The sequence below is a fragment of the Dyella sp. SG609 genome, assembly GCF_012275375.1.
Taxonomy (GTDB): Bacteria; Pseudomonadota; Gammaproteobacteria; order Xanthomonadales; family Rhodanobacteraceae; genus Dyella_D; species Dyella_D marensis.
In genome coordinates, this window is the sequence record NZ_JAAZQJ010000001.1 from 567,361 (window position 1) to 585,672 (window position 18,312).

Genomic DNA, 18,312 nt, shown 5'->3' on the forward strand with positions numbered 1-18,312 from the left:
CTCCCGCAAGCACCAGTACATAAGAAGAAGAGGATGGCGATGTCCATCGAACTGGACCAGGCCGACATCGACACGCTGCTGCATATCCATGCCGGCCGTCTGAAAGTGGTGGAAACGCGCCGCGCCGCGCGGTTGATGCTGATGGGCTATCTCGCCCCGCTCGAAGCCGGCTGTGCCGCGCTGGCGCCGGCGAAGATGGAGCGCAACGGCAAGACCGTGCCGCTGCGCATCACCTACCGCGGCAGCCGCCTGCTGGCGCTGCATCGCTGCGACGATGGCGGCGAGGACGGTCCCGCGCCGCGTCCCGTGCGCGCCGCCGGCTGAGCCGCGGCTTCAGTCCAGCGACACCACGCAGTCGATGCCTTCGCGCGCCATCTTGGCGTAGGGGCAGATGCGCTCGGTGTTGCGCACCAGTTCTTCGGCGGTGGCGCGCGCCACGCCGGGAAGCTCGATGCGCACCCGCGCGATCAGCATGAACAAGCCGTCCACCGGATCGCGGCCGAAGGTGACCGCGGCGGTGACCGCCGCATCCGGAATCGCCACGCCCGCACGCGCGGCCAGCAGGGCCAGCGCGCCGTGGAAGCAGGCGGCATAGCCCGCGGCGAACAGCTGCTCGGGATTGGTGCCTTCGCCCTGGCCGCCGAGTTCCGCCGGCATGCGCAGGCGCACATCCAGCTTGCCGTCGTCGGAACAGGCCACGCCGGATGCACGCGCATGCGCGGCCTCGCCGCCGGTGACGCGCACGGTACCGGTGTAGAGCGGATGGAAATCCGCGCCGCGGTACTTGTCGAGCAGTGCAGTGGAAGGGCGCTGTGGCTGGCTCACGTGGAACTCGCAGGCATCTGCGCTTATACCGACTGCGCGAACTCGGAACGGTCGAACCAGGTCTGGAAATTCACCGCGCCGATCCGTGCGCCCGAAGCCGGCAGCAGCGAGTCCTTCTGCAGGATGGCGCCGAAGTACGGCGCGCTGGCATCGGCCAGGACTTCGTGCGGATCGTGGGTAAGCGTGAGAAAACGCTCGACCAGGGCCGACAGGCCGAACGCATCCGGGCCGGCGATTTCCACCGTGCCGTTCACCGGCTTGCCCAGCGCGTAATCGGTGACGGCGTCGGCCACGTCGTCCGAGGCGATCGGCTGGATCAGCGCGGGCGACACATGCACCTGCCTGCCCTTGGCCGCGGCTTTGACGATGCCGCTGAGGAATTCGAAGAACTGGGTGGAGTGGACGATGGTGTAGGGGATGCCGCAGTCGCGGATGATCTGCTCCTGCACCAGCTTGGCGCGCATATAGCCGCTGTCCTTGAGGCGCTCGGTGCCGACCACGGAAAGCGCCACGTGGTGCCGCACGCCGGCCTTCTTCTCGGCGGCGGCGAGGTTGCCGCCCGCGGTGCGGAAGAAGTCCAGCACGGCCTGGTCCTCGAACGAGGGCGAGTTGGCCAGGTCGATCACGATATCGGCGCCGGCCAGCGCCGCGTCGAGGCCTTCGCCGGTCAGCGTGTTGATGCCCGAAGCCGGCGAGGCGGCAATGGCTTCATGCCCGCGCTGGCGCAGGCGCGCCACGACCTTGCTGCCGATCAGGCCGGTACCGCCGATGACCACGACTTTCATGGGGAATCTCCGCTGGGGGGCGCTGGATGCGCGTCGTGGTGATGCTAGGCAGCGGGGCAGGGAGGCGGTAGGCGCGGGGATGGGCGCATGGTGTTGCGTTGGGGGCATCAATCGACGCTGCGGCGCGCACTTTGCTCGTCATTCCGGCGCAGGCCGGAATCCAGTAGCGACGGGCTGTATGGAGTGACAGCGCCAAAGAGCAGCTTTTAAGTCCCGCCGCGAAAATCGCAGGTCTTCGCTACTGGATTCCGGCCTGCGCCGGAATGACGAGCTAAGCGGCAAGCCCATTCACATGCATCAACTCCAACCCCCGCACCGCCTCCGTCATGTAGTCGATAAACACCCGCACCCGCGTCGGCAGCTGCTGCCGGCTGAGATAGCACAGGTAATGCCCCCGGTCGTCCGGCGCGTATTGCGCAAGGCAGGCCACCAGCCGTCCCTCGCGCAGGTAGTCGCTCACCATGTAGCCCGGCAGCTGCGCCAGCCCTTCGCCGCGCAGCACGCTTTCCAGCACCAGGTCCAGATCGTTGAAGGACGAGCGCGACGGCGGCACCAGCCTGCGCTTCTGCCCCTCCACCTTGAATTCCCAGTCCGCGATCCGCCCCGCCACCGTGCGGTAGTGGATGCAGGCATGCGCGTCCAGCTCGCCCACATTTTGCGGCAGGCCATGCGCCTGTACGTACGACGGCGCCGCGCACACCAGCAGCTGCATCGGCACCAGCCGCTTGGCGATCACCTGGCTGTCTTCCAGTTGCCCGTCGCGGAAGGCCACGTCGACGCGGTCGGAGGTGAAGTCGGCCAGGCGGTCGTCCAGCACCAGGTCGATGGCGATCTCCGGATAGCGTGCGCGGAAATCCGCCAGCAGCGGCGCGATCACGCGGCGGCCGAAGCCCACCGTGGCGCTGATGCGCAGCTGCCCCTTCGGCGGGCCTTCGCGCAGCTCGCGCATTTCCTCCAGCGCCTGCACGATCCGCTGCACGCCGGGGTGGCAGTTGCGGAAGAACAGCTCGCCTTCGCGGGTCAGCGAGGTGTTGCGGGTGGTGCGCTGGAACAGCCGCGCATCGAGCTGCGCTTCCAGTTTCTGCACGCTGCGGCTGACCGCGGAGCGGCCCACGCCCAGGCGGTCGGCGGCGCGGGCGAAGCTGCCCTCGGCGGCGACGGCAATAAAGGCGACCACGCCGGCATAGCTGGCGGTAAAACTGGACGCCAGGGCGTCGGCCTCGTGCTGCGGTTTGTCCGGGAGGTTCAAGCTCATGCGCGGATAGCCTCGTCGATAGGGAGCCGGACGGATGCCGGCGCAGGCGCCGGCCGGTCCATGCCCCCTAGTCGTATGAGCCCGGGCGTTTGTGACGCGGGCGGCGAAAAAAATCCGTCTCGGCTAAATCCCGCCCAGGCGCTGCTCGATCCGCCGGTCCGGGATGAACCACATCGCCGCCACCACCGCGTACAGCACGCAGGAAGCCACCGGGCTGCGCAAGGCCAGCGAGGTGGCCGCCAGATGGATCGCGATCGAGAGCCGCGTCTTGCGGTCCGCGCCCAGCGCCTTGCGCAACTCCGAGTGCTCGCCGCCGTTGGCCGCGATCAGCCTGCGCTCCAGCAGGCCCCACGACAGCGCGGTCAGCAGCAGGGTGATGCCGTAGCACACCGTCGGCACCGCGGCCGGCGCGGGCTGCGCCTTGTTGAGCCAGGCGGTGGAGAACGGAAACAGCGACAGGCAGAACAGGAAGAACAGGTTCGCCCACAGCACGCTGCCGTCGACACGGCGGACCAGCTGGAACAGATGGTGATGGTTGGTCCAGTAGATGCCCACGTAGATGAAGCTGAGGATGTAGCTGAGGAAGACCGTGCCGTCCTCCAGCAGCGCTGTCCAGGTCGCGGCCGAAGGCACGTGCAGCTCCAGCACCATCACGGTGATCACCACCGCGATCACGCCATCGGTGAATGCTTCCAATCGCCCCTTTTCCATCGCACCGCTCCGCCGTTCCGCCAGGCCTGCATGGTGGGCCGGAACGCGGCGCCGCATTGGTGCGCTTCCGGCAACGCGCTATGTCCCTCGCCGCGGCTTTTGGCGCTGCGGGTGCGGGCCTAGCATCGAAAACCTGGCTGCGGCCATTCGATCGCCCATGGACATCGGCCATCGCCCGTTGAGGTAGCGCATGAACATCGTTGTGGTGGGTGGTAACGGACTGGTCGGCCGCAACGTCGTGCGCCGCCTGCGCGCCAAGGGGCACGAGGTGACGGCGGCATCGCGCGCCACCGGTGTCGACATCGTCAGCGGGAAAGGCCTGGCGCAGGCGCTGCAGGGCGCCGAAGTCGTGGTCGACGTGAGCAACTCGCCCGTGCTCGTCGGCGAGGCGCCGTGCGATTTCTTCAAGGCCGCCATCGCCAACCTGCTCGAGGCGGAAGCGGCGGCGGACGTGCAGCATCATGTCTCGCTGTCCGTGGTGGGCACCGAGCGGCTCGGCGACAGTCCTTACTTCCGCGGCAAGGCTTTCCAGGAGCAGCGCATCCGCGAGTCCGGCCTGCCGTTCACCGTGCTGCATGCCACGCAGTTCTTCGAATTCCTGCTGGATATCGTCGAGGTCAGCGTCTACGACCAGGCGCTGCGCCTGGCGCCGGCGTATATCCAGCCGGTGGCTTCCGCGGACGTCGCCGCCTGCCTGGCGGAACTGGCGGTGCGTCCGCCGCGCAACGGCGTGATCGAGATGGCGGGGCCGGAGCGCGAGCGGATGTCCGAGATCATCCAGCGCTTTCTCACCCAGATCGAAGCACCGTACGACGTGGTCGCCGACCCGCTGGCGCCCTATTTCGGCGCGCGGCTGGCCAGCGATTCCCTGCTTCCCGGCACCGATGCGCATCTGTGCGCGATGGACTTCGATGCCTGGATCGAGCAGTCCGAATACTGGGGCGCGAGCTGGTGATGCGCATTGATGCCATGCAGGCAACAGCGTGAGCCGCCGCGCGCGCCTACCGGCCGCTCGTCGCCTGTTCCAGTCTTCCGCCGGCCACGCAATGCCTTCCACCACCACCCACGAGGAAAGACCATGAGCCAGCGCCTCAACTACCAGCAGCAGTCGCCCGAGCTGTTCAAGAAGTTCGCCGATTTCAGCCTTGCCCTGAATCATGCCTCGATCGAGGCGGCGATCCACGACCTGGTCAATATCCGCGCCTCGCAGCTCAACGGCTGCACCTTCTGCCTGGACATGCACGTGAAGGAGGCGACCTTGCACGGCGAGCGCGCGCTGCGCCTGTATCACGTGGCGGCCTGGCGCGAATCCACGCTGTTCTCGCCGCGCGAGCGCGCCGCGCTGGCCTGGACCGAGGCGTTGACCGAGCTGCCGCGCGAGGGTGTGGCGGACGAGCTCTACGAGCGCGTGCGCACCCAGCTTTCGGAGAAAGAGATCACCGACCTGACTTACCTGGTGATGGCGATCAATGCGTGGAACCGCATCAACGTGGCGTTCCGTCCGCAGCCGGGCGCGTTCGACAAGGCCTATGGCCTGGACAAGGCCGGGCTGGCCTGATCACTGACGAGGAGAACAGCATGAGCGTTTCCAGAATCCTTGCGGCCCTGCTGCTGTCGGCCGCCGGTGCGGCCGGCGCGCAGGAAACCGGTCCGCATGCCAGCGTGGCCACCTTGATGACCAAGGCGTTGAGCGACTACCCCGGCAAGGAGGCCACCATGATTACCGTGGACTATCCGCCGGGCTCGGTGGATCCGGTGCATCGCCACGATGCGCATGCCTTCGTGTATGTGCTGGAAGGGTCGATCGTGATGGGCGTGAAGGGCGGCAAGCCGGTGACGCTGAAGGCGGGGGATACCTTCTATGAGGGGCCCAACGATGTGCACACCATCGGCCGCAATGCCAGCCAGACGCAGCCGGCGAAGTTCGTGGTGCTGTTGTTGAAAGAGCAGGGGAAGCCGCTGCTGACGCCGGTGCATTGAGGCTGCTATTGAACCCTTCTCCCCGTCGGGGAGCACGCGGGGAGCGCACATGGATGTGCGCGGCTTTGAGGAGCGAGGAAGGTGGCGGCAGCCGGATGAGGGGCCACTCTTGCCACGGTCGTTCTACGCAGCGAAGAAAAGCTCTTCGGCTTTTCTCGACCCTCGGCTCATCGCTCCGCCCGGCCCCTCACCCCAACCCTCTCCCCGGAGGGGAGAGGGGGCAGGTGGCGGTTTAAAGTGGGGTCCACAGTTCCAGGCCAAGCTTTTGCGCCACGCCAACCAGCTTCTCCGGATTGCGCTGCACGAACATATCGGTGACCCGCTCGCCATCCGTCTCGACCATCATCACCGACTCCAGCTTCCCGCCGATCGAGCGCAGGATCGCCAGCCGTCCGTTGACCTCCACCACGTCGATACCCAGCTCGCCCTTGAAACGCAGCTTGCCGGCATACAGCAGCTGCGCGATCCGCTTGCCGCCAGGCATCGGCCGGGGCAGCGAAGTGGTCCTGCCGCCGCCGTCGCCGATCAGCTCCGCGTCGTCGGCCAGCAAGGCCGTGAGCAGCTTGAATTCGCCCTCGGCCATGGCCTGCGCGAACCGCCGCACGATGCGCAGGTGCGATTCCGCGGACACCGCATAGCGCGGCCGCCCATCCTGCAGCTGCGTCTTCGCGCGGTGCACGATCTGGCGCACGCCGGCCTCGTTCTTGTCGATGATCCCGGCGATCTCGGGATAGCCCACGTCGAACACTTCGCGCAGCAGGAAGGCCGCGCGGGCCTCCGGCGACAGGCGTTCGAGCAGCAGGAGCAGGGCGACCGACACCTCGCTGGAGCGCTCCTGCAGCTGTTCCGGCGTGTCCGCGGCGTCGGTCAGCATCGGCTCGGGCAGCCACATGCCGACGTAGTGCTCGCGCCGTGCCTTCAGCGCGCGCAGGCGGTCGATGGCGGTGCGGGCGGTGGCGGTGACCAGCCAGGCTTCGAGGTTCCCGATGCGCGATTGCTCGGCGGCATGCCAGCGCAGCCACACGTCCTGCACCACGTCCTCGGCATCGGCCACGCTGCCGAGCATGCCGTAGGCGATGCCTTGCAGGCGCGGGCGCAGGCCGTGGAAGACGGCGTTGAGGTCATTGGTGGCCATGCGCTGTGCTTACCCCTTGCGTGGGAGCGATCCCTCGCCCGTGACGATCGTTTGCGCCACCTTGCATTGTGGCGCAGATGCACGGCGCCGGTTGGTGTCCGCGCGGAAACACGGTGGCGTCCCGCGCGGGCCTACAGCGGCGCGGCGGCGGTGGACATGCTGGCCGCCCTCGTTCATTCCTGCCGGGAGCAAGCCATGACCGTATCCTTCGCCAAAGACATCGCCCCGCTGTTCACCGACGGCGACGCGCGCTGCATGGGCGGCATGGGCGTCCATCTGCGCGAGTACGACTACATGGCCAACCCAACTGGCGACGCCGTGTTCGCCGACTACGCCAACGCGCGCCACGTGCTGGCGCGCCTGGACGGCAGCGAGAAGCCGCGCATGCCGCCGGGCGGCCCCGGCTGGAACCAGGACCAGCTCGCGCTGTTCGCCGCGTGGATGAAGGACTGGCAGCCCTGAGCCGAATTGACAGGTCCGTGGCCGCGCCGCAATGTTCCCGCACTTTCGCGGCGCGGCAACCCGGCGCCGCGGCAAGACCGGCCATTCAAGCAAAGGATTCGATGTGTCTTCTGTCATGACGCAAGCGGTGACCGCCCCGCTGACCCAGGCGGCGATCTTCCTGGTGGTGACGCTCAAGCCCGACCCGCGCGGCGACGCGGCCGTGCGTGGATTGTGCGCCGATCTGTCCGCGCTGGTGCGCTCGATCGGCTTCCGCGATCCGGAGCGCCGCCTCTCCTGCGTCACCGGATTCGGCTCCGCCGCGTGGGACCGCCTGTTCGGCCAGCCCCGGCCGGCCGAGCTGCATCCGTTCCGCGAGATCCGGGGCGCGCACCATGCGCCGTCCACGCCCGGCGACCTGCTGTTTCATATCCGTGCCACCCGGATGGACATGTGTTTCGAACTGGCGACGGTGATCATGTCGCGCCTGAGCGAATTCGCCGCGGTGGAAGACGAGGTGCACGGCTTCAAGTATTTCGACGCGCGCGACCTGCTGGGCTTCGTCGACGGCAGCGAGAACCCGGTGAACCAGGAGGCGTTCGACGCCACCATCATCGGCGACGAGGACGCGGGCTTCGCCGGCGGCAGCTACGTGATCGTGCAGAAGTACCTGCACGACCTGAAGGCCTGGGATGCGATCCCGGTCGAGCAGCAGGAAAAGATCATCGGCCGCAGGAAGGCCTCGAACATCGAGCTGGACGATGAAACCAAGCCCAGCTACGCGCACAACGCGCTCACCGTGATCGAGGAGAACGGCGAGGAGCTGGACATAGTGCGCGACAACATGCCGTTCGGCGAGGTGGGCAAGGGCGAGTTCGGCACCTATTTCTGCGGCTATGCGCGCTCGCCGTCGCGGATCGAGCGGATGCTGGTGAACATGTTCGTGGGGCGGCCGGCGGGGAATTACGACCGCCTGCTGGATGTGAGCAGGGCGGTGACGGGGTCGCTGTATTTCGTGCCGACGGCAAGTTTTCTGGACGGGCTCGAATAAGCCGCGATAGAGCCCCTCTCCCCCTGGGAGAGGGGTTGGGGTGAGGGTACGGGCGGAGCGGCAGAGTGATGTGCACCGCTCCGCCCGAACCCTCATCCGCCTGCCGGCACCTTCTCCCGGAGGGAGAAGGATTCCAATCCTGGGAGGCTTTTGGTGGATGAAGGCCACAGCAGTGTGCCGGTGGTCCATGCCACCTTGCTGGAGCGCACATGCTCCGCCGCACGCTCCAGCGCAGCCACCACGATCTCCAACGGACAAAGCTTCTCCGCTTCACACCCATGCGGCACCAATGCCAACGTTGCGGGTGGCATCTTCTCATCTAGCACCTGCAAACCACGCAACTCATCCAGGCTCTGCGCCTGATACAGCAAGCGCGCGTAACGTTTGCCACTGTTGTCCTTCCATACCTCGATCCCAAACGCCCCGCCGATCGGCGGATCGTCCTTCGCATACCCGCCAAGCTGGAAATGCACGCCCAGCACGGCCGCCAGCGCGACGATATTGTTGTCGCTGCCGACCAGCACGCTGAGCCGCGGCCCATGCGGGTTGCGCAACAGTTCGAGCAGGCGCCCGCTCATCGACGAAGCCACACGCTGCGCCACATAGCTGGGCCGCGCATGGATCTCGAACAGCAGCGCATGCAACTGCGACAGCTGCTGCAGCCGCTGCGCGTCGGTGCGGCCCCAGCCCACTTCCGGCAAGGGCCGGCCTTCCGCATACGCCATCAGGATCGCTTCGGCCGTGCCCGAGGTGGTGGCGATCGGGCCGGTCAGCCGCATGTGTCCCGTTTCCGGCGCGAGCGCCAGGCTGCCGTGCCATGTGCCCGGCGAACACCACGCCGGGTCGTGCGCGCCACCGCAACCCATTACCTGCGCCATCGCCGCCAGCGCATCGGCATGCGGCGCGGTCAGCGCGTCCGGGCCGCCGGTGGCGCTCTGGATCGAAGCCACCGCATCCGCTTCGTTCCAGTCGGTGGTGTTCGCCTCGATCGGATGGAACAGCGGATCTTCGCTGCCCTGCGGCTGGTGGCCCACCGGGATATGGCAACCGGGCGCGAAGCCTTCGGCCAGCGCCGCCGCGCTGTCGATGGTGCGCTGGTCGGTATTGGCCCAGAACCACAACTGCTCCGCGGCCGGGCAACCGTGTGGCTTGAACAGCCCCAGCGCGGCGAGGCGCTGGCGGTCATAGGCGCCCATCAGCTTCACCCCGGCGATGCCATGCGGTGTGAGCTGGCTCGGCGCCTGCTTCCACTGCGGCCATGGCTTGCCGCCGGCTTCGTCGAGCTGGATCTCGCCGGGCAGCGGCGTGCGCACGCCGTGGCGGTACAGCAGCACCACACGTTCCAGCTGCATGCTGTCCGTGGCGGCGGAAGCGTGGGAGGACATCAGCGCCAGGCCCAGGCCCAGCAGCAGCCACGCCGCCACATGGGGCAGCCGGCGGTGGATCGCGATTTGCATCGTCATGGCATCGATACGGCGTTCAGGGCTTGAGGTCCGCGTCGCTGCAGCGCGCCTCGGGAAACTGCGGATTGCAGCGTGCGCGCAGGTGCCTGGCGAAGCCGACGACGTAGCCATTGGCAGCCGCTTCGCCGTCCGGGTAATCGGTGCTCAGCAGTTGCGCGCCGCTGGCCAGCATGGCGTCGCGGCGCCTGGTGTCGTTGCGCTGCGCTTCCTGCAGGTCGGCATCGGTGCGGGTGCGCACCAGATAGCCCTGCTTGACCAGCTGCGCGATCTCTTCGGCGCTGCCGTCATTGAGTTCGGTAAAGGCGGCATCGTCGTCGCCGGGCCTGGCGTTGGTGAACAGCACGCGGCCGCGCAGCGAGGCGTGGCCTTGCAGATACGCCGGGCCGACGTGGCGCTGGTCGAGCAGGAACACGATCCTGCCGCGTGCGCTGTCCAGCGTCGGCCAGCCCTGCGCGCGGATGGCGGCGTTGAGGGTGGCGAAGTGGCCGCGCACGTCGTCGGGCGCGATGTATTCCTGGCGCGCGAACACCGCGCGGATTTCCGCATCCAATGCATCCAGCGCCGTGGTGTCGAACGGCTCGGGCTGCACGGTGGGGAAGGGCAGCTTGAGCGGCGCCTCCTCGGTCTCCAGCAGCACGAACAGCGGCAGGTGCCGCGGATGCGCCTGCGACCAGGCGCGCACTTCGCGCAGGCAGGCGACCAGGGGCTGGCAGGTGGCGCGCTGGTCCAGGTCCTGGATATGCATGACCTTGAAGCCGGGGCGGCGCATCGCCTCCGCATCGGCGAACGGCGGGTCCGCCGGCAGTCCCGCCTTCGCCACCTGCTCGGCAATGGCCGGATGCGCATAGCGGCCGCCCTTGGCGTCGGCGTAGATGTCCAGCTCGATCTGGCGCACGCCGTCGTCCAGCTGCTTCGCCAGCGGTGGATGCGCGTAGTCGATCCTGGCGAACAGCGCCGGATCCGTGCGCTTCCATATCGCCGCTTCGCCCGGTGCGAGGCCGGCGTGGTAGCTGTTGTGGCTGCCGATGTACTGCAGCTGGTTCATGCGCAGCGGCGCGGATTCGGCGGCGAGCGAGGGCAGCACCGCGGCCAGGGCCAGCAGCGCCGCGCAGGCATGCGTGGCGATGGCCAGCACGTCGAGGCCACGCCAGGCGCGGGCAGGGGAATGGCGCAGCTCGGGTGCGGGACGCGTTGCGGACATGGCGGTGCTCATGGATGGAAGGACGCGGCCGCGCCGGGGAGCGCAGCTTGACGCCAGGGTGGATTGGATCGATCCAAGCCGGGGATTTTAGAAACAGGCGTTTTGCAATCAGGTGACGGCCGTGTGAAGTCTTTTGCTTGCGTTTGGACGTCCGAACGACGCGGCTGTCGTCCTGGCAAGGCCGTCGATCAAAGTCATGACCGGTGTGTGTCGATGGTCACGCAAGCCAGGCAGCACAAAAGCAACGCCAACTTTCGCGTGACTGACAAGCCGTGCGTGAACGCGGCGGCGCGCCTGGCTGCGGTGCCTATCACGCTTTTCCCGGAATGCGTTTCTTACCATCGCCGGCGCAGGGGGGAGCCACCTGGAGGTCGTCATGTTCCCCGGAATTACCGGTCGCGTCGCCGTGTCCGTCCTGCTTGCCTGTCTCACCTGGAATGCGTGTGCCGCGGCCGATGCGCCGACGCCGGGCACCGATTTCCTGGTGCGCGCCGATCCGCCGGTGCCGCGTCCGTCCAGCCGTCCCTGCAGCGTGGAACTAGTGCGCATGACCACCAACGGCGTGGGCAGCGGCAACTTCGACTATTCGTCGCAGTCCTGCGGCAAGGGGCCGTGGGCGAAGGTGGTGCTGGAGATGGATTTCGTGCTCACCGACGACCAGGAGGAGCAGGGCCTGGCCTTGCCGCTGAACCTGTGGCTGAGCGGCGTGAACCTGTATTCCGGCAACGTCGCGCTGGCCGGCAACCACGTGCAGATGCAGCCTTGCTTCGAGCTCTATTGCGGACATACGGAGCGCGACGTCACCGACTATCTACCCGTACTGGCCTACCGCGACGGAGCGCCGGCCCTGGAGGGCAATTGGATGATCGGCACAGGGCAGGAGGCCTATGTGCCCGCCCCGTACTTCGCCGGCATCGCCACCTTGAAGTTCTATCCGGCCACCGTCGCCGAGCCGGCGCCCGCCGTGCCCGATGCGGTGTTCCCGCTCGGGGCCGGCAACTACAGGGACGGCAACTATTACGCGACCGGCGCCCTGGCCGACCTGCGCGGAACGTCGGACCGCCTTGCCGCCAGCTTCAATGTGTTTCGCCAGCAGACGCTGCCGCGCAATATCGAGCGCGCCTATCTCGACGTGATCGTGCGGCCGTCCACCTATCACTACGTGCCGGCCACGGGCTCGACGCAAGGCCACGTGGTACCCCACGACGCCTGGTACAGCTGCCTGCCGGCGCCGCTGGCCGTGGTGTTCCCGCGCCTGCTGCTGGATGCGCAGCACAGCTTCGCCGCGCACTGCATCGGCGGCGCTTTCCGCGAGGCGGAGGTGAGCATCGACCAGCAGCCGGCCGGCGTGGTGCCGCTGTATCCGGCTTATCCCAGCCTGGACGAGGGCGACGCGGCCTTGTGGCGGCCGGCGTCGCAGCCGCAGGAGCTGTTGAACGTGCCCCATCGCATCGACCTGAGCCCGTTCGCCGCGCTGCTCAGCAATGGCGCGCCGCATACCGTCTCGGTGCGCATCGCCAGCAACAGCGTGCCTGGCCTGACCAATAATCCGCTGGCTGGCGCATGGGCTTCGGCGACCCTGCTGGTCTACCAGGACCGCCGGGTGAAACAGGTGACCGGCATGCTGACCCGCAACGACCTGGCCGGGCAGCCGGCGGTGCCGAAGCAGCGCAGCACGGTGGTGCGCGACCGGCAGGGCAATCTCAGCGGCAGCGTCGCCACCACGCTGAGCCGGCATTTCGTGATCGATGGCTATGTGAACGGGTCCAAGGGGCGCATCCGCCACCGGGTGGAGCGCTGGGTCGGCTTCGACAACACCCAGGAGTTCAGCGTACCCGCCGAGCCGGTGGCGCCATTGCAGCGCAAGGTGCTGCAGAAGAGCATCACCCTGCACAGCACCGAGACCGGCAAGACGCGCACCTATTTGAATGGCGTGCTGGCGGACGAGCACATCACCAACTACGGCTATCCGATGTCCAGCTTCTACTATCTGTGGCACGACCCCACGGTGGAACGCGAGATCAGGCGCTACCGCCAGGACGTCGGCCTGCAGCTGGTGCGCCGCGCCAACGGCAATACGGTCTACAGCGCGGTGACGCAGAACCTCACCGGCGCGGAACTGGACGTCACCACCGGCCTGTTCCCGTACCGCGTGTTCACCAAGGTCAACGACCAGGGCGGCTGGCAGACCTATCGCTTCAACGACTCGGCCGGCAGCTGCTACGACGCGATGCTGACCACGCGCGACGGCAAGCTGGCGACGTGGGAGACCGGCGCGAATTGCACGGACGGCCAGAACCGCCTGTCGTGGCAGAGCCGGCCGGATGGTTCGCCGGCGCCGCTGGGGTGGCTGCCTTATCCCTGATCGAGCCACCCGTAAGGGCAGGTTGGGGTTCCCCCAACCTGCGGCGTTCAGTCGAGCGGCCGCACCCAGATATTGCGGAAGCTGATCGGCGCCGACGGATCGCCATGCGCCTGCAGCTTGATCGGCGCGTCGGTGTACGGCTTGTACACCGGCTTGCCGATGTACAGCGTCTCGCCGGTGAGCTTGGTGTGGTTCTGCACGATCACGCCGTTGTGGAACACCGTCACATAGGCGGGCGATTGCACGCTGCCGTCGGCGGCGAACACGGGCGCGGTCCACACGATGTCGTAGGCCTGCCACTCGCCCGGCGGGCGCATGGCGTTGGCCAGCGGCGCCGCCTGCTTGTAGACCGCGGCCGCCTGGCCGTTGACGTAGGTCTTGTTGCGGTACGAATCGAGAATCTGGATTTCGTAGCCTTCGTCGCCGGGCCCGGTCGAAGCCGTGAACACACCGCTGTTGCCGCGCGCCTGGCCTTCGCCGCTGATGTTCTTCGGCACCTGCCATTCCAGATGCAGCTGGTAGTTCTTGAAGCGGCGCTTGGTCTGGATATTGCCCGTGGTCTTGTCCACCCTGGCCACGCCGTCGTGGACTTTCCAGTGCGCGGGCGAGTGGTCTTTCGAGGCTTCCCACTGCTCGAGGTTATGGCCGTCGAACAGCACGATGGCGTCGGAGGGCGGCGCAGCATCGCGCTGGCCCGGCGTCACCACCGGCGGCACCGGTTCCCATTGCTCGGTGGCCTTGGGATCGCCGGCCGGCGGCGTGGTCTGCGCCGATGCCACACCGGCGGCGAGTGCGAAGGGGAGGAGGGCGAGAGCGAGGCGCGGCGTCATAAGCGGGTCCCGTAGGCGATCAGACGGTGCAGATCTTGTAGGCGTCGGCGAAGGCAGCGAACGGATCGGGGCCGGCCGGCATGAACTCGTGCGCGATATAGCCCTGGTAGTCGAGGTCGGCGATCGCCTTGGCCACGGCGTGGTAGTTCAGCTCCTGCGTGCCGTCGATCTCGTGGCGCCCCGGCACGCCGCCTGTGTGGAAATGGCCGATCCACTGGATGTTGTCGCGGATGGTGCGGATCACGTCGCCTTCCATGATCTGCATATGGTAGATGTCGTACAGCAGCTTCACGTTGGGCGAGCCGATGCCTTTCATCACCTCGACGCCGAAGCGCGTGCTGTCGCCCTGGTAGCCGTGGTGATCGACCTTGCTGTTGAGCAGTTCCACGCACAGGGTGACGCCGTGCTCGGCCGCCAGCGGTGCGATCCTGGACAGGCCGGCGATGCAGTTGTCGCGCGCCTGGTTTTCGTCGATGCCGGGCACGCGGTTGCCGAACATGGTGATCACGTTGCTGATGCCGGCCTTCTGCGCAAGCGGAATGGTGGTCTCCAGCTCCTTCAGCAAGGTGGCGTGATTGGCCGGGTCGTTGAAACCCATGCTGATGAAGTTGTCGCGTTTGGCCGGATAGCCCATCGTCACCTTCAGGCCGCTGTCGTTGACCACGGCCCATTCGTCCGCATACAGCAGGTCCACGCCGGCGAAGCCCAGGCTCTTGAGGCGCTTGCACAGTTCCGGCAGCGGCGCCTTGGACGTCCAGCGGCTCAGCGATTGCTTGAGGCGGCCGGGGCCGCTCTTCTGCGGCGCGGCGGATGCGCTCTCGGCGGGAGCCAGCGCCGCGGTGGCGCCGAAGGCCGCGGCGGCGGCGAGCTGGCCGAGCATGGCGCGGCGGGTAATGCCTGGCGAGTGGCTCATTCGAGTCCCAGCAGTTGGCGGTTGAAGTGGCGGTCGGCGCCGGTCGCGGCGAAATCGTCGAATGCGCGCCCGGTGACCTTGATGATGTGCTCGCGGATGAAGACCGCGCCTTCCTGCGCGCCCTGCTGGGCGTCCTTGATGCAGCACTCCCATTCCAGCACGGCCCAGCCGGGATAGCCGTACTGCGCCATCTTGCTGAACACCGCGGTGAAATCGATCTGCCCGTCGCCCAGCGAGCGGAAGCGGCCGGGGCGGTCGATCCAGCTCTGGTAGCCGCCGTAGACGCCGGCACGGCCGTTCGGGCGGAACTCCGCATCCTTCACGTGGAAGGCGCGAATGCGCTGGTGGTAGAAGTCGATGAACTGCAGATAGTCCAGCTGCTGCAGCACCATGTGGCTGGGGTCGTACAGGATGTTGGCGCGCGGATGGTTGTCCACCGCTTCGAGGAAACGCTCGAAGGTGACGCCGTCGTGCAGGTCTTCGCCGGGGTGCAGTTCGTAGCAGACGTCGACGCCCGCTTCGTCGAAGGCATCCAGGATGGGACGCCAGCGCCGGCCCAGTTCCGCGAACGCTTCTTCCACCAGGCCGGCGGGACGCTGCGGCCAGGGATAGAACAGATGCCAGGCCAGCGCGCCGGAGAAAGTCGCATGCGCGCTCAGGCCAAGGTTGCGGCTGGCCTTGGCGGCCAGCTTCAGCTGCTCGACGGCCCAGGCCTGGCGTTCCTTGGTCTTGCCGCGCAATTCCGGCGGCGCGAAGCCGTCGAACTGGCGGTCGTAAGCAGGATGCGAAGCGACCAGCTGGCCTTGCAGATGCGTGGACAGCTCGGTCACCGCAAGCCCGTGCTCGGCCAGCATGCCGGCCACGTCGTCGCAGTAAGTCTTGCTCGACGCGGCCTGTTCCAGGTCGAACAGGCGCTTGTCGTTGGAAGGAATCTGCACGCCGACGAAGCCGAGCGACGCGGCCCAGCGCGCGATCGCCGGCAGCGAGTTGAACGGCTCGGCATCGCCCGCGTACTGCGCGAGAAAAATGCCGGGGCCTTTGAGAGTCTTCATGCGTCAGATCCTCAGCACGGTCTCGACCGCCCAGGCGCGGCCATTGCCCGCTTCGGACAGCGGGATATCGCCGTGGTAGGCGCCGGGCACCGGCACGTACTGCATCACTTGCGTGCAGCCGGGCTGGGAGATGAAGAAGCCCGACGTCGCCAGCCGCTTGGTCATCAGCACGAATGCCGCCGCGGATTCCGGATCGAGGTCCTTGCCCTTGATCAGCGCCTGCTCGTGCAGCTTGGTCACCAGCGCCAGGCGCTGCTTGGCGTCGAGCTGGGCGAACGGCTTGCCGCTTTGCTTCTCGAACGCCGCCATGGCGGTGAGGTAGCGCTTCTGCTCCTCCGGCGTATAGACGTCCTTGAACATCTGGTCGATGAAGCGCGGCACCCCGGCATCCACGGCGCCGGGCGTGTCGGTGCGCGGCACGATGATGTCCACCACGGCGGTCACCGTGTCGTGCTGCGGCGGGGTGAAGAACTGCGGCGCCGGACCGCCTTTCTGCGCGGCGGCATGCGCGTCGAACACGGCCAGCAGCGAGGGCGCGGCGGCCACGCCGACGGCCAGCGTGGTCATGCTTTTCAACCATTCGCGACGATTCATGGGGGCTCTCCTTAGATATTGCCGCGCTTGAGTTCTTCCACCGCATGGCTGGCCGCGCGCGCGGTCATCGCCATGTAGGTGAGGGAGGGGTTCTGGCAGCCGGAGGAGGCCATGAACGAACCGTCGGTGACGTAGACGTTCTTGCAGGCGTGCATCTGGTTCCAGCCGTTGAGCACCGAGGTCTTCGGGTCGCGGCCCATGCGCGCCGTGCCCATCTCGTGGATGCCGGCGCCGACGTTCGCCTGGACCTTGAACGAACGCACGTCGCGGTAGCCGGCGGCGCTCATCATTTCCAGCGCGTCGTCGACGATCGCCTTGCCGAGCGCCAGCTCGTTCTCCTCGTGCGCCGCGTCGAAGTTGAGTACGGGCAGGCCGTACTTGTCCTTGCGGTTGCGGTCCAGCGTCACCTTGTTGCGATGCGAGGGCAGCATCTCGCCGAAGCCCATCATCGAGATGCTCCACGGGCCGGGCGTCTGCGCGGCGCGCTTGAGATCGCCGCCGATCAGCGGCGTGTTGACCAGGCGCGTCCAGTCCTGGCGGCTGGCGCCGCCCTGGTAGCCGTAGCCGCGCAGGAAGCTGCTCTTGTCGCTGCCGACGTTGCGGTAGCGCGGGATATAGAAGCCGTTGGGGCGGCGGCCGGAGTAGTAGCGGTCGTCGTAGCCATCGACCATGGCGCGCGCGCCGCTGCCGAACAGGTGGTCCATGATGTTGTGGCCCAGCTCGCCGCTGTCGTTGCCGAAGCCGTTGGGGAAGCGGCTGGAGGTGGAGTTGAGCAGGATGTGCGTGGTGCCGAAGGTCGAGGCGCACATGAAGATGACCTTGGCGAAGTACTCGGTCTGGTGGCCGGTCTCGGCATCCAGCACGCGCACGCCGGTGGCCTTGCCCTTGTCGTTGTCGTAGATCAGCTCGTAGACGATGGCATTGGTCACCATGGTCATGTTGCCGGTCTTCTCCGCCGCGGGCAGGGTGGAGGAGTTGCTGCTGAAGTAGGCGCCGAACGGGCAGCCGCGCATGCACAGGTTGCGGTATTGGCAGGGGGCGCGCTGCGGGCTCTTGTCGTGCTTCAGCGGCGCGGAAAGATTGGCGGTGCGGCCGATGATCAGCTTGCGGCCGCCGAACTTGCCGGCGATCTTGTCGCGGAAGTCCTTCTCCACGCAGGTCAGTTCCATCGGCGGCAGGAAGTCGCCGTCCGGCAGCTGCGGCAGGTGCTCGATCGAGCCGCTGACGCCGATGAAATGCTCGACGTAGTCGTACCACGGCGCGATGTCGTCATAGCGGATCGGCCAGTCCACGCCCACGCCTTCCTTGCCGTTCGCTTCCAGGTCCATGGGGCTGAGGCGGTAGCTCTGGCGTCCCCACATCAGCGAGCGGCCGCCGACGTGATAGCCGCGGAACCAGTCGAACGGACGGGTTTCCTCGTAGGGGTTGTCGATGTCGTCGACGAACCAATGCTTGGTCGACTGCGTGATGCCGTAAAAGGAAGGTCGCGTGTGGATCGGGTGGCGCTCGATATCGTGCCGCGTCGGCTCGTCGCCGTAGGGCAGTTCCCACGGCGCTTTCATCGCGGTGGGGTAGTCGCCGTGCTTGACCATGGGGCCGCGGTCCAGCACCAGGGTCTTGAGGCCTTTCTCGGTCAGTTCTTTCGCGGCCCAGCCGCCGCTGACGCCGGTGCCGACGACGATGGCGTCGTATACGTGCTTGTTGTCCATGT

19 protein-coding genes are annotated in these 18,312 nt (G+C 67.3%); 7 read left to right on the forward strand and 12 right to left on the reverse strand.

All coding sequences use genetic code 11. The features are described 5' to 3' along the window. Nucleotides 1-39 precede the first annotated feature (39 nt). Nucleotides 40-324 (forward strand): hypothetical protein, encoded by a 285-nt coding sequence (locus FHW85_RS02450; protein WP_168647196.1) that lies wholly within the window; start codon nt 40-42, stop codon nt 322-324. A 9-nt stretch (nt 325-333) separates the two neighbouring features. Here the strand turns inward: FHW85_RS02450 and FHW85_RS02455 are convergent, their stop codons facing one another. The 4 genes from FHW85_RS02455 to FHW85_RS02470 form a co-directional block, all read right to left on the reverse strand. Continuing rightward, nucleotides 334-825, reverse strand: coding sequence for an Ohr family peroxiredoxin (locus tag FHW85_RS02455; protein WP_168647197.1), 492 nt, complete (start codon nt 823-825; stop codon nt 334-336). A gap of 23 nt (nt 826-848) precedes the next feature. Then, nucleotides 849-1,610, reverse strand: coding sequence for an SDR family oxidoreductase (locus tag FHW85_RS02460; RefSeq protein ID WP_168647198.1), 762 nt, complete (start codon nt 1,608-1,610; stop codon nt 849-851). A 271-nt stretch (nt 1,611-1,881) separates the two neighbouring features. Then, complete coding sequence (locus tag FHW85_RS02465; RefSeq protein ID WP_168647199.1) at nt 1,882-2,865, reverse strand: LysR family transcriptional regulator; 984 nt, start codon at nt 2,863-2,865, stop codon at nt 1,882-1,884. A 123-nt stretch (nt 2,866-2,988) separates the two neighbouring features. Continuing rightward, a complete protein-coding gene (locus FHW85_RS02470) occupies nt 2,989-3,561 on the reverse strand; it encodes a TMEM175 family protein (RefSeq protein WP_246866613.1) in 573 nt (190 codons plus the stop codon). Between the two features lie 205 nt (nt 3,562-3,766). On the opposite strand from FHW85_RS02470, the gene FHW85_RS02475 reads away from it, so the two are divergent. From FHW85_RS02475 to FHW85_RS02485, 3 genes are all read left to right on the forward strand, one after another. After that, nucleotides 3,767-4,531 carry an SDR family oxidoreductase gene (locus tag FHW85_RS02475; protein ID WP_168647201.1) on the forward strand — a complete coding sequence of 255 codons (765 nt, stop codon included), beginning with the start codon at nt 3,767-3,769 and terminating at the stop codon, nt 4,529-4,531. A gap of 123 nt (nt 4,532-4,654) precedes the next feature. Beyond that, a complete protein-coding gene (locus FHW85_RS02480) occupies nt 4,655-5,134 on the forward strand; it encodes a carboxymuconolactone decarboxylase family protein (RefSeq protein ID WP_168647202.1) in 480 nt (159 codons plus the stop codon). Between the two features lie 20 nt (nt 5,135-5,154). Continuing rightward, on the forward strand, nt 5,155-5,556 hold the full coding sequence (locus tag FHW85_RS02485; RefSeq protein ID WP_167256851.1) for a cupin domain-containing protein: 402 nt from the start codon (nt 5,155-5,157) through the stop codon (nt 5,554-5,556). A 232-nt stretch (nt 5,557-5,788) separates the two neighbouring features. On the opposite strand, the gene FHW85_RS02490 is transcribed toward FHW85_RS02485, so the two are convergent. Then, nucleotides 5,789-6,691, reverse strand: coding sequence for an RNA polymerase sigma-70 factor (locus FHW85_RS02490; protein ID WP_168647203.1), 903 nt, complete (start codon nt 6,689-6,691; stop codon nt 5,789-5,791). A 195-nt stretch (nt 6,692-6,886) separates the two neighbouring features. Here FHW85_RS02490 and FHW85_RS02495 point away from each other — a divergent pair, with 195 nt between their 5' ends. Together FHW85_RS02495 and FHW85_RS02500 are read left to right on the forward strand one after the other, a co-directional pair. After that, complete coding sequence (locus tag FHW85_RS02495; RefSeq protein ID WP_168647204.1) at nt 6,887-7,153, forward strand: hypothetical protein; 267 nt, start codon at nt 6,887-6,889, stop codon at nt 7,151-7,153. Between the two features lie 103 nt (nt 7,154-7,256). Then, a complete protein-coding gene (locus FHW85_RS02500) occupies nt 7,257-8,183 on the forward strand; it encodes a Dyp-type peroxidase (RefSeq protein ID WP_168647205.1) in 927 nt (308 codons plus the stop codon). A gap of 92 nt (nt 8,184-8,275) precedes the next feature. Here FHW85_RS02500 and FHW85_RS02505 read toward each other — a convergent pair whose 3' ends face one another. Both FHW85_RS02505 and FHW85_RS02510 read right to left on the reverse strand, forming a co-directional pair. Continuing rightward, nucleotides 8,276-9,646 (reverse strand): histidine-type phosphatase, encoded by a 1,371-nt coding sequence (locus FHW85_RS02505; protein ID WP_168647206.1) that lies wholly within the window; start codon nt 9,644-9,646, stop codon nt 8,276-8,278. A gap of 16 nt (nt 9,647-9,662) precedes the next feature. Next, nucleotides 9,663-10,847: a phosphatidylinositol-specific phospholipase C1-like protein gene (locus tag FHW85_RS02510; protein ID WP_167256856.1), complete on the reverse strand. Its 1,185-nt coding sequence runs from the start codon at nt 10,845-10,847 to the stop codon at nt 9,663-9,665. A 406-nt stretch (nt 10,848-11,253) separates the two neighbouring features. Here FHW85_RS02510 and FHW85_RS02515 point away from each other — a divergent pair, with 406 nt between their 5' ends. Then, entirely contained in the window at nt 11,254-13,212 is a 1,959-nt protein-coding gene (locus FHW85_RS02515) for a peptide-N4-asparagine amidase (protein WP_167256857.1), read from the forward strand. A 47-nt stretch (nt 13,213-13,259) separates the two neighbouring features. On the opposite strand, the gene FHW85_RS02520 is transcribed toward FHW85_RS02515, so the two are convergent. The 5 genes from FHW85_RS02520 to FHW85_RS02540 are packed head-to-tail and all read right to left on the reverse strand — an operon-like array spanning nt 13,260 to nt 18,310. Then, nucleotides 13,260-14,042: a DUF1080 domain-containing protein gene (locus FHW85_RS02520; protein WP_168647207.1), complete on the reverse strand. Its 783-nt coding sequence runs from the start codon at nt 14,040-14,042 to the stop codon at nt 13,260-13,262. A gap of 19 nt (nt 14,043-14,061) precedes the next feature. Further along, nucleotides 14,062-14,955: a TIM barrel protein gene (locus FHW85_RS02525; protein ID WP_168647208.1), complete on the reverse strand. Its 894-nt coding sequence runs from the start codon at nt 14,953-14,955 to the stop codon at nt 14,062-14,064. Next, the gene (locus FHW85_RS02530) at nt 14,952-16,007 is read right to left on the reverse strand and encodes a sugar phosphate isomerase/epimerase (RefSeq protein WP_167256860.1); all 1,056 of its coding nucleotides are present in this window, start codon (nt 16,005-16,007) and stop codon (nt 14,952-14,954) included. Before FHW85_RS02530 ends, FHW85_RS02525 begins: the two co-directional genes overlap by 4 nt. A gap of 3 nt (nt 16,008-16,010) precedes the next feature. Further along, nucleotides 16,011-16,601, reverse strand: a complete 591-nt coding sequence (locus FHW85_RS02535) for a gluconate 2-dehydrogenase subunit 3 family protein (protein WP_167256861.1) — start codon at nt 16,599-16,601, stop codon at nt 16,011-16,013. Between the two features lie 11 nt (nt 16,602-16,612). After that, nucleotides 16,613-18,310 carry a GMC family oxidoreductase gene (locus FHW85_RS02540; RefSeq protein ID WP_167256862.1) on the reverse strand — a complete coding sequence of 566 codons (1,698 nt, stop codon included), beginning with the start codon at nt 18,308-18,310 and terminating at the stop codon, nt 16,613-16,615. Nucleotides 18,311-18,312: the final 2 nt, after the last annotated feature.